Origin of the sequence: Candidatus Burkholderia verschuerenii (assembly GCF_001189365.1) — a bacterium.
In the GTDB taxonomy this organism is placed as follows: domain Bacteria; phylum Pseudomonadota; class Gammaproteobacteria; order Burkholderiales; family Burkholderiaceae; genus Caballeronia; species Caballeronia verschuerenii.
In genome coordinates this window covers 1-15,033 of record NZ_LFJJ01000142.1, presented here as the reverse complement: position 1 = coordinate 15,033, position 15,033 = coordinate 1, and the positions used below count along the sequence as shown (strand labels likewise).

Here is a 15,033-nt window from a genome sequence, read left to right as displayed (position 1 = left end):
TTGCTACACGCTTCCTTCAGACCCCGCCTCACAACGACGCCCTTGCGTTTCACTAGGCCTTCGCCCCATCAGGCTGGACAGGGAACTTGCACCCCCAAGCTGTTGCGCATGCTCGGCGCACAAAAAAACGCCCCGTGCGGGGCGTTTCGTGTGGAATGTCTGAATTCAGCGCGCGGCGTGCGGTTCCTTTTCTTCTTCCGGCCAATCGCGGATATACGCCTTCAGCATGCGGTTCTCGAAACCCTGCTCCTCGACCACTGCCTTGGCGACGTCGTAGAAGGAAATGACGCCCATCAGCTCGCGCTTTTCCATGACCGGCAGATAACGCACGTGATGCTCGAGCATCATGCGACGCACTTCGTTCACATCCGTTTCCGGCGTGCAGGTGAGCGGATGGTCGTCCATGATTCGGCGAATGCTGGTGGTGCCGACCGAGCCGCCGTTGTCGCGCAGCGTGACGATGATCTCGCGGAAGGTCAGCATGCCGACCAGATCGCCGTATTCCATCACCACGAGAGAGCCGATATCGTGCGCGGCCATCGCGTCGACAGCCTCGGCGAGCGGCGTTTCGGGCGTAACGGTGAAAAGTGCGTTGCCCTTCACTTTGAGGATGTCGCTGACTCGCATGTCTGTCTCCTAGCCAAAAGCCGTTTCAGATGCCCAAAATAGTGCAAAAACCGTAATGAAACCACACTTCGATGCTATCGGAAAGGCCCATAAAAAGAAACCCGAGGCAGCCCGCAAAATCGATGCCGAATTGACGCATCGGCCCGGACGGACAAGCGCGCACGGGCCCGTTGCCAGCATTCGCCCTAGGTTTTGGGACGCGCGTGCGATGTTACGATGACCGACCGCCCATTTCGCCGGGCGCGTCACCCACGCGCCGGCCGACCACGATGCCAGCCAACCGTTTCGACTCGCTCGCGCTGCACGCGGGCGCCGCGCCCGATCCCGTCACCGGCGCGCGCGCCACGCCGATTTATCAGACCACGTCGTTCACCTTCCGCGACACCGATCACGCCGCTGCGCTCTTCAATATGGAGCGCTCGGGCCACGTGTACTCGCGCATTTCCAATCCGACCGTCGCCGTGTTCGAGGAACGTGTCGCCGCGCTCGAAGGCGGCGCGGGCGCGATCGGCACGGCGAGCGGCCAGGCCGCGCTGCATCTGGCGATCGCCACGCTGATGGGCGCGGTTCTCATATCGTGGCATCGAGCGCGCTGTATGGCGGATCGCACAATCTGCTGCATTACACGTTGAAGCGCTTCGGCATCGAAACGACCTTCGTCGCGCCGCACGATCTCGATGCATGGCGCGCGGCGGTTCGGCCGAATACGCGACTGTTCTTCGGCGAAACGCTCGGCAATCCCGGACTCGACGTGCTGGATATCGCGGGCGTGGCGGAAATCGCGCACGAGCATGGCGCGCCGTTGCTGGTCGATTCGACCTTCACGACGCCCTATTTATTGCGCCCGTTCGAACACGGCGCGGACCTCGTGTATCACTCCGCGACCAAATTCCTCGGCGGGCACGGCACGACCATCGGCGGCGTGCTGGTGGATGGCGGCACCTTCGATTTCGCCGCGAGCGGACGCTTTCCCGAATTCACCGAGCCTTACGATGGCTTTCACGGCATGGTGTTCGCCGAGGAAAGCACCGTCGCGCCCTTCCTGCTGCGCGCGCGACGCGAAGGTCTGCGCGATTTCGGCGCGTGTCTGCATCCGCAGGCGGCGTGGCAACTGCTTCAGGGCATCGAAACGCTGCCTTTACGCATGGATCGGCATGTCGCGAATACGCGCAAGGTGATCGACTTTCTGCTGAGTTCGGCGGCGGTCGAGGGCGTCGCCTATCCCGAATTGCCGACGCATCGCGATCATGCCCTGGCGCAGCGTCTGCTGCCGCGCGGCGCGGGCGCGGTGTTCAGCTTCGATGTGCGCGGCGGCGTGCCGGCGGCGCGGCGTTTCATCGAATCGTTGACGCTGTTTTCGCATCTCGCCAATGTCGGCGATGCTCGGTCGCTTGTGATTCATCCGGCATCGACGACGCATTTCCGCATGGATGCCGCCGCGCTCGAAGCGGCGGGCATCGGGCCGGGACGTATCCGTTTGTCGATCGGACTGGAAGATCCCGACGATCTCATCGACGATCTCAAACGCGGTCTGAAAGCCGCGCAGAAGGAAACCGCGGATGCATCGAAAGCGACGCTCGGGAGCCGCGCATGATGCTCGAACTCGACGACGGCCAACGCGCGTACGCCTACACCGGCGGCAAACCGTTCGACGCGGCGCGCCCGACGGTCGTGTTCATCCACGGCGCGCAGCACGATCACAGCGTCTGGGCCTTGCAGACGCGTTACTTCGCGCATCACGGTTTCGGCGTGCTGGCGCTCGATCTGCCCGCCCACGGCCGCAGCGACGGACCGGCGCGCACCAGCATCGGCGCGTTTGCCGACTGGGTGATGCGCGTGCTCGACGCGGCTCGCGTCACGAAAGCGATCTTCGTCGGCCACAGCATGGGCTCGCTGATTGCGCTCGATACCGCCGCACGCCATCCCGAGCGCGCGATGGGCCTCGCGCTGCTCGCGACCGCCGTGCCGATGACCGTCTCCGACGCGCTGCTCGATGCCGCCCGCGAACAGGAGCCGCAGGCAATCGGCATGGTGAATCAGTGGTCGCATTCGGGCATCGCCGCGAAACCGTCGGCGCCCGCGCCCGGATTCTGGCTGCAAGGGATGAACCAGCGCCTGATGGAGCGCGTCTCGGCGTTGGGCGAAGCACGGTTGTTCCATACCGACTTCAGCGCCTGCAATGCTTACGCGGATGCACTGGAACGGGCCGCCGCGCTGCGTTGTCCGGTATGCGTGCTCGCCGGAAGCCGCGACGCGATGACGCCGCCGCGCGCGTCGCGTGCGTTGATCGACGCAATCGGCAAGACGGGCACATCGTTGCGCAAAGTGGAACTCGACGCCGGCCATGCGCTGATGTCCGAACAGCCCGATGCCGTGCTCGACACGCTATTTTCGTTCGCGCTGACCTGCGCCGACGCTGCGTGACCAAGCCCACCGACGCCGCTTGCACGCCTTATCTGCCGGCCGCAGAATGAAACTTGCTGGAGAAGAAAGGCTGGAGAACACGAGGCATCGCACGGAGGCAGTCATGGGCCACACCACGCACGCGGATCATTTCGCGAATTTCGCCGAGTTTTATCCGTTTTATCTGGACGAGCATCGCAACCGGACGTCGCGCCGGCTGCATTTCATCGGCTCGCTCGGGGTGATTCGGCTGCCTTGCGATGGCGATCGCCACCGTCGGCTGGTTATGGCTGCCGGCGGCGATCGTGTGCGGCTACGGCTTCGCGTGGATCGGGCACTTCTTCTTCGAGAAAAACCGGCCCGCCACGTTTCGCCATCCGCTCTATAGCCTGATGGGCGACTGGGTGATGTTCAAGGACATCTACATCGGACGGATCTCGCTTTAACTTTAGATTTGGCCGTCGCGCTTACGCCTGTTGCGGCAGCGAGGAAGGCGGCGTTTCGCGCAGACGCGCGTTGTGCAACGCCTGCGCGCGCGCCGCGATCAGCGAACCGAGCGTGATATTCAACTTCTCGTTGTCGAGCGCGCCCATCAACGCGGCGCAATCGACATGCGCGGCATCGAGCCGCAGCTGATACTCCAGTTCCGCGCGATCGATCACGAACTGATCGAACAACATGTTCACCGTCACCTGATTCGGATTGGCAATCAGCACATAACGCGGCATCCGCGCATCTTCCAGCCGGCCTATCCAGCCGAGCGTATCGAGCCGCGCGATCAGGCGCGTCGACGTGTCCATGTCACAGCGCGCCATCTTCGACAATTCGAGCGCGGTATAACCCGCCCTGCCCGCCTCGCGCGATTCGACCAGCCGCGCGAGAATTTCCAGCGTATCGAGCAGATCGCTGCCCGGAAACGCGCGCCGATGATATTGCCCGATCCGAATGGCCGGCAGCGCGGACGTGACCATCGCGCCGATCAACGCGATGATCCAGCACAGATAGACCCACAACAGGAACACCGGCGCCGCAGCGAACGCGCCGTACACCGCCGTGTAAGTCGGAATGCGGCGGATATAGAAGCCGAAGCCGCGCTTGCACAACTCGAACGCCACGGCCGCGACCAGCCCGCCCACCAGCGCATCGCGCCACTCGACCTTGCAGTTCGGCATGTAGACGTAAATCATCGTGAAGCCGAACGCGGTGATCGGCAGGGACACGCCGGTCAGAAACCATTCGGCCATCGGCGGCAGCAGATTGTGCGAACCGGCGAACGCGACCGAGCGCGCGAACAGATACGACGAGATCGACAGGCTGACGCCGAACAGCATCGGCCCGAGCGTGATGATCGCCCAGTACACCAGCACGCGCTGCGCGATCGGCCGCGCTTTCTTCACGCGCCAGATGACGTTGAACGCGGATTCGACGGTCATCATCGTCATGACGGCGGTGACGAACAGGATGATCATGCCGACCGTGGTCAGGCCTTTCGCCTTGGCCGCGAACTGGTTCAGATACTTGAAGATCTGGTCGTTTATCTGCGGCGGCATCAGATGCACAGACAGGAAATCCTGCAACGACGCCTGAAACGAGCCGAAGATCGGAAACGCGGTGAACAGCGCGAACGCGACGGTCGCGAGCGGCACGATCGACAGCACGCTCGTGAACGTGAGACTGCCGGCCACCTGCGCCACGCGATCCTCGCCGAAACGTTGCCCGACGAAGCCGGCCAGACGCCGGATAGCCGCGAGATCGATGGAAATTTGCTGCAAACGCCTTCTCCGGTTGTGCTTTCGCTGGCGCATGCGCCGCGCCACGGGAAACCACGCCATCCCTATAATAGCCGTTCACAAAAAAGGTCTTATGAACGACATCCTCGTGCTTTACTACAGCCGCCACGGCGCGACCCGCGAACTGGCGCTCGCCATTGCCCAGGGCGTCGATAGCGTGCCCGGCATGCAGGCGCGCGTGCGCACCGTGCCGCCGGTATCGACCGTCTGCGAAGCGACCCAACCCGACATTCCCGCCGACGGCCCGCCCTACTGCGAACTGCGCGATCTCGAGGAATGCGCCGGTCTCGCGCTCGGTTCGCCGACGCGCTTCGGCAATATAGCCGCCGCGCTCAAGTACTTCCTCGACGGCACCATGCCGCAGTGGCTCGCCGGCGCGTTGTCGGGCAAACCCGCATGCGTGTTCACGTCGACCGGCAGCCTGCATGGCGGCCAGGAAAGCACCCTGCTGTCGATGATGCTGCCGCTGCTACATCACGGCATGGTGATCGTTGGCATTCCATACACTGAATCCCGCCTTACGACCACCCAAAGCGGCGGCACGCCCTACGGCGCATCCCACCATGCACGCAGCGGCGACGACTCCGCGCGCAGCGGCATCAGCGCCGACGAAAAAGCGCTCGCCATCGCGCTGGGCGCGCGGCTCGCTCGCACCGCGCTCGATCTCGTGCGCGGCGCGCAGGCGCGATGAACGCGAATCCGGTCACATCGACGCAAGGCAACGGCGCGTTCGCGACCGGCGCGCTGGCGAGCCTGGTCGCGCTGATCGCGCTCGCGCTCCTGTGGGAGCTGTGGCTCGCGCCGCTGCATCCGGGCGCGTGGGCGCTCGCGCTCAAGGCGCTGCCGCTTACCTGCGCGCTGCCGGGCGTCGCGAAGCGCAAGCTGTACACGCTGCAATGGGCGTCGATGCTCGTGCTGCTCTACATGGCCGAAGGCCTCGTGCGCGGCATGACCGATCCAGGGCCGTCCGCTCGGCTCGCGTGGATCGAGGCGCTGCTCGCGCTCGCGTTCTTCGTTTGCGCGCTCGGCTATGTCGCGCCGTTCAAGCGCGCATCGCGCTCCAAGCGCCGCTTGCACGCTCGTGCGAAAAAAACCTGATCCCTTCGTTCGATTCACGCGCAAAACGCCGTCATCGTGATGCTTTGTAGCACGATTCGATTCTTAACGCGTTGGCCTATGCCATTCGGCCTAGGTTCGCGCGCCCTTGCTGCGCGATACTGTCGACTGCGCTCCACACGAATTCATCGCCCAACATTCATGACCGCTTCCAACGCCCACTTCGTCACCGCCTGCGTCGAACTGCTCGGCACGCCGCACGTTCTCACCGATGCGCACGACACCGAGCCGTATCTCGTCGACTGGCGCAAGCGCTATCGCGGCAGCGCCTGCGCCGTGCTGCTGCCCGCCGATACCGAACAGGTCGCCGCCGTCGTGCGGCTCGCGCGCGAACATCGCGTCGCCATCGTGCCGCAGGGCGGCAACACGGGGCTCGCTGGCGGCGCGACGCCCGACGACAGCGGCGCGCAGGCCGTCGTCAGCCTGAAGCGCATGAATCGCGTGCGGGGCATCGATCCGCACAACAACACGATCACCGTCGACGCCGGCGTCGTGCTCGCGGAAATCCAGTCGCGCGCCGAAAGCGCGCAGCGTCTGTTTCCGTTGAGCCTCGCCGCCGAAGGAAGTTGCACGATCGGCGGCAATCTCTCGACCAACGCGGGCGGCACCGGCGTCCTGCGTTACGGCAACACGCGCGAGCTGTGTCTCGGCCTCGAAGTCGTCACGCCGCATGGCGAAATCTGGGACGGCCTGCGCGGTCTGCGCAAGGACAACACCGGCTACGATCTGCGCGATCTGTTCATCGGCGCGGAAGGCACGCTCGGCATCATTACCGCTGCGGTGCTGAAGCTGCATCCGGCGCCGGTGGCCCGAGTTACCGCGCTCGCCGGACTCGCGTCGCCGCATGCCGCGCTCGATTTTCTGTCGATGGCGCAGCGTCACGCCGGTCCGCTTCTGACGGGCTTCGAGCTGATGTCGGACTTTTCGATGCGCCTCGTCGGCCGTCACTTTCCGCAGCTGCGTTATCCGTTCGGCGAACCGCACGGACAGACCGTGCTGCTCGAACTCTCCGACAGCGAAAGCAAAGCACACGCCCGCGCGCTGTTCGAGCGGCTGATGGAAGAAGCTATCGAAAGCGGAATCGTGGAGGATGCGGTGGTCGCGGAAAGCCTCGCGCAGTCGCAGGCATTCTGGGATTTGCGCGAGCATATCCCGCTCGCGCAGGCCGAGGAAGGTCTTAACATCAAACATGACATCGCCGTGCCGATTTCGAGCATCGGCCGCTTTATCGACGAAACCGATGCGATCGTGCAGCAAGCCGCGCCCGGCGCGCGCATGGTGACCTTCGGCCATCTTGGCGACGGCAATCTGCATTACAACGTGCAGGCGCCCGAAAGCGTCGATGCCAAGGCGTTTCTTTCTCAACGACTATCAGACGCCGATCAACGCGCTGGTCTACGAGCAGGTGCACAAGCTGCGCGGCAGCATCAGCGCGGAACACGGGCTCGGGCAACTGAAGGTCGACGAGGCGATGCATTTCAAATCGCCCGTCGAGATCCGGCTCATGCTGGCCGTCAAGTCGGCGCTCGATCCCGACAATCTGATGAACCCCGGCAAGGTCGTGCGCTGGAAGGAGAACCTCGCATGAAGATACGCGTGCTATCCGATCTGCATCTGGAAGCCGACGAGCCGTTGGCGATTCCCTACGCCGAGGCGGATCTCGTCGTGCTGGCGGGCGATATCCACAATCACGCGGAAGCGCCGCGCTGGGCCGCCGAAAATTTCGATTCCGACGTGCCCGTGATCTACGTGCCCGGCAATCACGAATACTACGATGCCGAATTCGGCGCGATGGAAGTCGCCATGCAGGACGCCTCGCGCAGCATGGACAACGTGCACTTTCTGAACAACGCGTCGCTGGTCGATCGATACGGCAAATGGCACGTGCTTGGCACGGCACTGTGGACCGACTTCGCGCTGTTCGGCGCGGACGATGCCCAACGCGACGCGGCGAAAGAAGCCTGCACGAAAGTCATGCTCGACTACAAAGGCCTGATCCAGCTCGCGTGGCCCGAACCCGACGGCGAGCCGCGCGCGTTCACGCCCGACGATTCGCAAGCACTGCACGAGCAGGCGTGCGCGTGGCTTGCCGCCGAACTCGCCAAACCGTTCGACGGCAAGACGATCGTCGTCACGCATCACGCGCCGATGCGCGAAAGTCTCGCGCCGCGTTATGCGCAGGACGTCGTATCGGCGGGGTTCGTCAATCATCTGCCTGCGCTGGTGCGCGCGCCCGTGTCGCTGTGGATTCACGGTCACACGCACACGTCGTTCGACTACACCGTGGACGGCGCGCGCGTCGTCTGCAATCCGCGCGGCTACTTCGATAAGCGCAGCGGCAAGTGGGAAAATCCGGAATTCGCGTGGGACAAGGTGGTCGAAATCTGACGCCTGAGAGCGGCAGCATTCAATGAAGGTCAAGCGTTGGATCGAAGCGGAGGAACGCCATGTGTGGCCGAATCAGCCAGTACCGACTGCCGGCACATTACGCGCAACGCCTGCATCTGAAGAACCCGTTCGTGCTCGTCGATGCCGCCGACCGGCGTCCCGGCTACAACCTGTCGCCGGGCACGCATCCGCTGGCCGTTTATCCGGATGAAACCATCCGCGCGGTGCATTGGGAATATTGCCCGCTGTGGGCCATTCAAAAGAAGCTGCCGCAGACCATCAACGCGCGCGTCGAGACGGCATCGACCAGTGCGTATTTTCGGAACCTGTGGAAGAAGGCGCGCATCCTGATTCCCGCCGATGGCTGGTTCGAATGGCGTATCGAGCCGCGTCCGGGCGATCCGGCCGCGAAACCGTACAAGCAGCCCTACTACATCCAGCGCGCCGACGGCGAGCCGATGTTCCTCGCCGCGCTCACCAGCATCATGCGCGATGAAGACGCCGTCGCGCCGGGCGCGGGCTTTGTCATCGTGACATCGGCGGCGGACGAGGGATTGGTCGACGTGCACGACCGTTGCCCGCTCGTGTTCTCGCCGGTCACGGCGAAGCGCTGGCTCGACCCCGAAGCATCAGGCGACGACCTCGACAAGCTCGTCAAAACCGATGGCGTGCCCGCCGCGCAATTTGTCTGGCATCGCGTGTCGAGCAACGTCAATCGCGCGACCAACGACGAACCGCGCCTGATCGAACCGCTGGAAACGCTGCTTTAGCGATCGTACGAATCGCGCTGACGGCGCGTGCGTTCGTCGTCGATGCGGATGGCACGAGTCGCTGTTTCGCGTCGCGCTCGCTGCGCTGACGCGCCGCGTTGAACAAATCGCGCGAAGCCGGAACGGCGATCAAGGTAACGAGAGCGCCGACGGCGAGTAAAAGAGACGTGCCCATGAGTTTTCCCGGTAAAGATGCAAATGAACTTGACCACAGCGTAACAAGCTGTGGTCAACCGGGAGTAAGCAAGTGTTGCGCCGCAGGTTTTTTCTGTAACAGGGCGATGCGCGGACGTGCGCTCGGCAACATTGACCCGTCGCCGTCCGCCAAAGGCAAGCATCGACCGGCATCGGCCGGCTTTCACGCGACGGCGACGAATTCCTTCAGCGATTCCGCATCGGCCGCCAGCGTGTCGGGCAAGGTCTCGCGCAAGAATTCCACCCAGGTGCGAATCTTCGCATCAAGGTATTGGCGCGACGGATACAGCGCGTAGACGTTCAGCTCCTGCATCGTGTATTGCGGCAGCACGCGCACCAGCGTCCCGGCGCGCAATGCCGGCAGCGCCGACGAACTCGGCAGCACGCCGATGCCCATGCCTTCGCGGATCGCGGCGACCAGAGCATCGGCGACATTCACCGTAAATGGCGACTGGCCGAGGCTCACGCTCTCCTGACCGTTCGGGCCGTCGATAATCCAGCGGTCGGGCGGAAACACCGGCGTCATCAGTTGTAGACAGGTGTGTCGCACGAGATCGGACAGCACATGCAGCGCGCCGTGTTGCTCGATATATTCCGGCGACGCGCACGCAATACTGAAAATCGTCCCCAGCCGCGCCGACACCAATCCCGAATCCGGCAACTCGGACGCCAGCACGATCGACACGTCATAGCCTTCGTCGAGCAGGTCCGGCACGCGCTGCGCCAGCGTCAAATCCACCTGCACCGACGCGTGACGCTGCTGGTAGCGCGAAATCATCGGCACGACGTAATGCTGGCCGAAGCTCGTCATCGAATGCACCTTGAGCTTGCCGGACGGGCGCGCGGTGGCATCGCCCGCTTCGGCTTCGGCCTGATCGACATAGGCGAGAATCTGCTCGCAGCGCTGCAGATAACGCTCGCCCGCCTCGGTCAGCGCGATACGGCGCGTCGTGCGATTGAGCAGCTGCGTGCGAAGATGCGCCTCGAGGTCTGACACCGCCCGCGATGCGTACGCGGTCGTCGTATTCAGATGATGCGCCGCGGCCGTGAAACTGCCGGATTCGACGACGCGCACAAAGACGCGCATGTTTTGCAGCGTATCCATAACGCCAGATTCTAAAAAAGTGAACGAGACGGATTGTTACATGACTCGTAAAAGCCATTATCACAATCTCCGTAAGAATGCTTTGCATCCTCACGTGTTATTCGACAATAACGGTAAAAATATAATTCAGCCCTAAAGTCTAATTCGAGTTTGGGGGTGAATCGTGTCGGGTGCGACGTCCAGAAAGGCGGCCATCGCTGCGTTTCTTACAGCAATATTAACAATCGCCGGATGTGCGAGCACGGGCAAGATCGCGCCGCAGGACGCGATGAAGGAACCAGCGACGCTCGACGTCGGCAGCGCGATCAAGGTCGCCAACACCGATGCCTCCTGGCCCGACGATCACTGGTGGCGCTCCTATCGCGATCCGCCTCGATGCGTGGATCGAGCGCGCCACGGCCGGCAGCCCGACGCTGGCGATGGCGGCATCGCGCGTGCGGGAGGCCAACGCGGAGGCGAGCGTCGCGCATTCGGCGCTGCTGCCGCACGTCGACGGCGAAATGGGCATCACGCGTCATAACTGGCCGAACAACGAGTTCTACGGCCCCGGTCCGTTCGCCAACACGACGACCTGGGACAACACCGCCGGCCTCACGCTCTCCTACAACCTCGATCTGTTCGGCCGCGACGACAACACCGCCGAGCGCGCGCTCGATGTCGCCCATGTCCGCGCCGCCGATGCCCGCGCCGCGCAACTCGAACTCGAAACGAATGTCGTGCGCGCGTATATCGGCCTGTCGCAGTCGTTCGCGCTGTTCGATATCGCGCAGCAGACGCTCGAACAGCAGACGCGCGTCGCGGAACGGGCGCGGCGGCGGCTGCACGGCGGCATCGGCACGCAGCTCGAAGTGAGTCAGGCCGAAGCGCCCTTGCCCGAGTACGAGCGTCAGGTGGATATTCAACAGGAAGAAATCGCGCTGGCGCGCAACCAGCTGGCCGCGCTCGCGGGCGATGGCCCCGGCGCGGGCGAAGCGCTCACGCGTCCCGCGCTGTCGCTGGCGACGCCGCTGCCCTTGCCGACGTCGCTGCCGGCGGAACTGGTCGGGCATCGGCCGGATATCGTCGCGGCGCGCTGGATGGTCGCGGCGCAGGCGCGCGGTATCGATGTCGCCAAGGCGGGCTTTTTATCCGAACATCAATCTCGCGGCGTCGTAGACGCAGGCGTTCGCGGGCGGCGCGCTGCTCAAGTTCCTGACGAGCGATGCATCCGGCTACAGCTTCGGCCCCGCGATCTCGCTGCCGATTTTCGAAGGCGGACGCCTGCGCGCGCAACTCGGCGCGGCATCGGCGCAATACGATCAGGCCGTCGATCACTACAACGGCACGCTGGTCGGCGCGTTGAAGGACATCGCCGATCAGGTGGTGCGCGTGCACTCGCTCGATACGCAGCTCGAAGCGTCGGGCCGCTCGGTTGCCGCCGCGCGCAAGAATTACGACCTCGCCAACGAAGGCTACCGGCGCGGCCTCACCGATTATCTGAACGTGCTCGTCGCGCAATCGCAATTGCTGCGCGCGCAGGACGGCGAGGCGCGGGTGCGCGCGCAACGGCTCGCGTCGTATGCAAGCCTGACGGCGGCGCTCGGCGGCGGTATCGACGATCCGTCGAACGGGCCGCAGGATGCCGCGCTCGCGCCCGCCAAACATATTGGTCCTTTCGCGAAGGCAAGGGATTGATCATGTCGACGCCCGCTTCCGTCATTCAACTTCAAACCTTCTCGCAAGCGCTCGCCGACTGGGCGCGCGGCGACGGCCTCGCCTGGATCTACATCTTCAAGACCGAGGTCGCGACGTTTCTCGCGCTGTGGATCGCGATGCGCCTCGACATGCAGCAGCCGCGCACCGCGATGACCACCGTCTTTATCGTGATGCAACCGCAGAGCGGCATGGTGCTCGCCAAGAGCTTCTATCGCTTTTGCGGCACGATGGTCGGCCTCGTCGTGATGCTCGCGCTCATCGGCCTGTGCGCGCAGCAGCCGGTGCTGTTTCTGTCGGCGACGGCCGTGTGGGTCGGCATCTGCATGGCGGGCGCGGCGCGCGATCGCAACTTCCGCTCGTACGGTTTCGTGCTGGCGGGCTACACGGCCGCGCTGATCGGCATTCCGGCGGCGCAGCATCCCGATGGCGCGTATCTGTCGGCGCTCACGCGCGTCGGCGAAGTGTCGCTCGGCATTCTGTGCTCGGGCGCGGTCAGCGCGCTGATTTTTCCGCAGCACGCGGGCGAGCAGATTCGCGGCACCGTGCGCCGCCGCTTCACGCATTTCGTCGATTACGTCTGCCGCGCGATGTCCGGCACGATGGACCGCGCGCAGATCGAGAAGACCAATCTCGGGTTCGTGTCGGATATTGTCGGCTTCGAGGCGGCGCGCAGTGTCGCCGTGTTCGAGCATCCCGAATCGCGGATGCGCGGGGGACGGCTCGCACGGCTCAACAGCGAATTCATGAGCGCATCGACGCGCTTTCACGCGCTGCATCAGTTGATGAACCGGCTGCGCGAAACCGCGTCGACCGCGACCATCGACGCGCTGGAGCCGTTCTTTCGCGAAGTGCCGCCGTTGCTGCTCAAATCCGGCGAGCCCGTTCGCAATGCCGCCGATGCCGCGCATGCCGCCGCGCAGTTGCGCGACTATCAAGCAGCGCTGCCGAAGCGCGTGCGCGAACGGCGTGCATCGCTCGAAACGAATCCCGAGTTCGTCGCGCTCGAATTCGATACGGCCTGCGAACTGCTCTATCGCTTCGTCGCCGACATGCTTGCCTACGTGTAAACCTATGCGTCGCTGACCGCGCCGTCGCACGAACGCGAGCGCTGGGTCGCGCGCTACGTGCCCAAGACCAACATGCTGGCGGCGGCCGTCTCGGGCGTGCGCGGCGCGCTCGTGACCTTCGCGCTGTCCTTGTTCTGGATTACGACCGCGTGGCCGAGCGGCGGCACGATGGTGCTCACCGCCGCCGCCGTCTGCGCGCTGGCGTCGTCATCGCCGCGTCCGACGCTGATGGCCGCGCAAATGGCCGGCGGCACGGTGCTCGCGGCGCTTGCCGGCATGATCGTCATGTTCGGCGTGTTTCCGCATGGACGGCTCCGTGCTGATGTGCGCGGCACTGCTGCCCGCGCTGCTGTTCGGCTCGTGGCTGAGCACGCGGCGCTCGCTCGCGGGCATGGGCATCGGCTATTGCATCTTCTTCTGCTTTCTCGCGGGACCGGACAACCTCGTGCATTACGATCCGACCGGCTTCATGAACGATGCCATCGCGCTCGTGCTGTCGATGATCGTATCCGCGCTCGCCTTCGCCGTGCTGCTGCCGACCGATGCACCGTGGCTGCGCCGGCTGCTGCTCGGCGACTTGCGTCGCGAAGTCGTGGCCGCGCGTCATCGACGCCTCGCGCGCCTGACGACGCACTTCGAAAGCCGCACGCGCGATCTGCTGTCGCAGATCAACGCGCTCGCCTCGGACAAGCCGGCGCTGCAACGCGAGGCGCTGCAATGGCTGTTCGCGGTGCTCGAATTCGGCAATGCGACGATCGACCTGCGGCATGAACTCGCCGGGTTGTCGCGCGAGCCGAAATACGCCGCGTCGATGCCGTCGCGAAGCTCTTCGATCGCCCGACGGCCGCGCGCTTCGATGCGACGCTCGCGGCCGCCGAACGTGCCATCGCCGATACGCAAGCGCTGCTCGCCTCGATCGATCCGCCGCGCGACGAGCGGCACCGCTTGCAGCGCATCGTGAGTCATCTGCACTTTATCCGCACGGCGCTGCTCGATCATCAATCGCCGTTCGAAGCTTATCGACAAGGAGCGCGCCATGCCGCGTGATATCGCGATCCTCGAAGCCTATGTGCCGACCCTGCTGCTGCTGTTTATCGCGGGCGGGATGATCACCTGGGTGCTCGACCGTCTGCTCGCGATGACGGGCCTTTATCGCGTCGTGTGGCATCCGTCGCTGTTCCGCGCGAGTCTGCTCGTCTGCATCTGCAGCGTGCTCGGGCTCGTCGCGTTTCATTGAACTCATACTTTTTGCCGGAAGAGACGCATCATGTTCCTTCGAAAAACCATCGGCTTCGTGTTGACGATAGCCATTTTCGCGGCGGCGATCATCGTCGGCCGCCTGTTGTGGGTGCATTACATGGATGATCCGTGGACGCGCGACGGGCGCGTGCGCGCGGATGTCGTCAACGTCGCGCCGGACGTGTCGGGCGCGGTCATGCAGATGCCGCTGCACGACAATCAGCTCGTGAAGAAAGGCGATCTGTTGATGGAGATCGATCCGTCGCACTATCAGATCGCGGTCGAACAGGCCGAGGCCAACGTCGCGGCGCGCGCCGCCGAGTTGCGCATGCGTCGCGAAGATGCGGCGCGTCGGGCGGATATGGACAGTCTGGTCGTGTCGAAGGAAGCGCGTGAAAATGCGGCGCAAACGGCATCGACCGCGGCGGCGCAATTGCAACAGGCACAAGCCGCGCTCGATGCCGCCAAGCTCAATCTCGAACGCACCAAGGTGTACTCGCCCGTCGATGGCTATGTAGTCGGCCCTTCAGAATTAGTCGAAGTCAAGGGTGGCAAGGGGCCGCCGGAAGATCGTGTTTCCCAGAACTCCCAGAAGCAATATTGATCTGAATGGTTTCCTGGGAGTTTGGAACTTCGCC

General features: G+C 64.2%; 9 protein-coding genes and 6 pseudogenes. 12 read left to right on the top strand and 3 right to left on the bottom strand.

Annotated features, from left to right (window positions below; translation table 11 throughout):
- Nucleotides 1-165 precede the first annotated feature (165 nt).
- Nucleotides 166-627, bottom strand: coding sequence for a CBS domain-containing protein (locus BVER_RS20635; protein ID WP_050454877.1), 462 nt, complete (start codon nucleotides 625-627; stop codon nucleotides 166-168).
- A gap of 269 nt (nucleotides 628-896) precedes the next feature.
- Here BVER_RS20635 and BVER_RS20630 point away from each other — a divergent pair.
- The 3 genes and pseudogenes from BVER_RS20630 to BVER_RS20620 all read left to right on the top strand — a co-directional run bounded on the left by BVER_RS20630 (nucleotide 897) and on the right by BVER_RS20620 (nucleotide 3,476).
- Nucleotides 897-2,221, top strand: a pseudogene (locus BVER_RS20630) (O-acetylhomoserine aminocarboxypropyltransferase).
- On the top strand, nucleotides 2,221-3,051 hold the full coding sequence (locus BVER_RS20625; protein ID WP_050454878.1) for an alpha/beta fold hydrolase: 831 nt from the start codon (nucleotides 2,221-2,223) through the stop codon (nucleotides 3,049-3,051). The pseudogene BVER_RS20630 and the gene BVER_RS20625 overlap by 1 nt, the downstream one beginning before the upstream one ends.
- Nucleotides 3,052-3,154: 103 nt before the next feature.
- Nucleotides 3,155-3,476 (top strand): annotated as a pseudogene (locus tag BVER_RS20620) (Mpo1-like protein).
- Nucleotides 3,477-3,497: 21 nt separating this feature from the next.
- Here BVER_RS20620 and BVER_RS20615 read toward each other — a convergent pair.
- Nucleotides 3,498-4,802 carry a YihY family inner membrane protein gene (locus BVER_RS20615; RefSeq protein WP_050454876.1) on the bottom strand — a complete coding sequence of 435 codons (1,305 nt, stop codon included), beginning with the start codon at nucleotides 4,800-4,802 and terminating at the stop codon, nucleotides 3,498-3,500.
- 91 nt (nucleotides 4,803-4,893) lie between these two features.
- On the opposite strand from BVER_RS20615, the gene wrbA reads away from it, so the two are divergent.
- The 5 genes and pseudogenes from wrbA to BVER_RS20590 all read left to right on the top strand — a co-directional run bounded on the left by wrbA (nucleotide 4,894) and on the right by BVER_RS20590 (nucleotide 9,094).
- Nucleotides 4,894-5,511, top strand: coding sequence for an NAD(P)H:quinone oxidoreductase (gene wrbA, locus BVER_RS20610; RefSeq protein ID WP_050454875.1), 618 nt, complete (start codon nucleotides 4,894-4,896; stop codon nucleotides 5,509-5,511).
- Nucleotides 5,508-5,918, top strand: coding sequence for a DUF2069 domain-containing protein (locus BVER_RS20605; protein ID WP_050454874.1), 411 nt, complete (start codon nucleotides 5,508-5,510; stop codon nucleotides 5,916-5,918). The genes wrbA and BVER_RS20605 overlap by 4 nt, the downstream gene beginning before the upstream one ends.
- 159 nt (nucleotides 5,919-6,077) lie before the next feature.
- Nucleotides 6,078-7,524: pseudogene (locus BVER_RS20600) on the top strand (FAD-binding oxidoreductase).
- A complete protein-coding gene (locus BVER_RS20595) occupies nucleotides 7,521-8,324 on the top strand; it encodes a metallophosphoesterase (RefSeq protein WP_050454873.1) in 804 nt (267 codons plus the stop codon). The pseudogene BVER_RS20600 and the gene BVER_RS20595 overlap by 4 nt, the downstream one beginning before the upstream one ends.
- A gap of 59 nt (nucleotides 8,325-8,383) precedes the next feature.
- The gene (locus BVER_RS20590) at nucleotides 8,384-9,094 is read left to right on the top strand and encodes an SOS response-associated peptidase (RefSeq protein ID WP_050454872.1); all 711 of its coding nucleotides are present in this window, start codon (nucleotides 8,384-8,386) and stop codon (nucleotides 9,092-9,094) included.
- Between the two features lie 358 nt (nucleotides 9,095-9,452).
- Here BVER_RS20590 and BVER_RS20585 read toward each other — a convergent pair whose 3' ends face one another.
- Nucleotides 9,453-10,394: a LysR family transcriptional regulator gene (locus tag BVER_RS20585; RefSeq protein ID WP_050454871.1), complete on the bottom strand. Its 942-nt coding sequence runs from the start codon at nucleotides 10,392-10,394 to the stop codon at nucleotides 9,453-9,455.
- 163 nt (nucleotides 10,395-10,557) lie between these two features.
- Between BVER_RS20585 and BVER_RS20580 the strand changes: the two are divergent.
- The 4 genes and pseudogenes from BVER_RS20580 to BVER_RS20565 form a co-directional block, all read left to right on the top strand.
- Nucleotides 10,558-12,068, top strand: a pseudogene (locus BVER_RS20580) (efflux transporter outer membrane subunit).
- Nucleotides 12,069-12,070: 2 nt separating this feature from the next.
- Nucleotides 12,071-14,203: pseudogene (locus tag BVER_RS20575) on the top strand (FUSC family protein).
- A complete protein-coding gene (locus tag BVER_RS20570; RefSeq protein ID WP_050454870.1) occupies nucleotides 14,193-14,393 on the top strand; it encodes a DUF1656 domain-containing protein in 201 nt (66 codons plus the stop codon). Before BVER_RS20575 ends, BVER_RS20570 begins: the two are co-directional and overlap by 11 nt.
- Before the next feature lie 30 nt (nucleotides 14,394-14,423).
- A pseudogene (locus BVER_RS20565) lies at nucleotides 14,424-14,912 on the top strand (HlyD family secretion protein); the annotation flags it as partial.
- Between the last annotated feature and the right edge of the window lie 121 nt (nucleotides 14,913-15,033).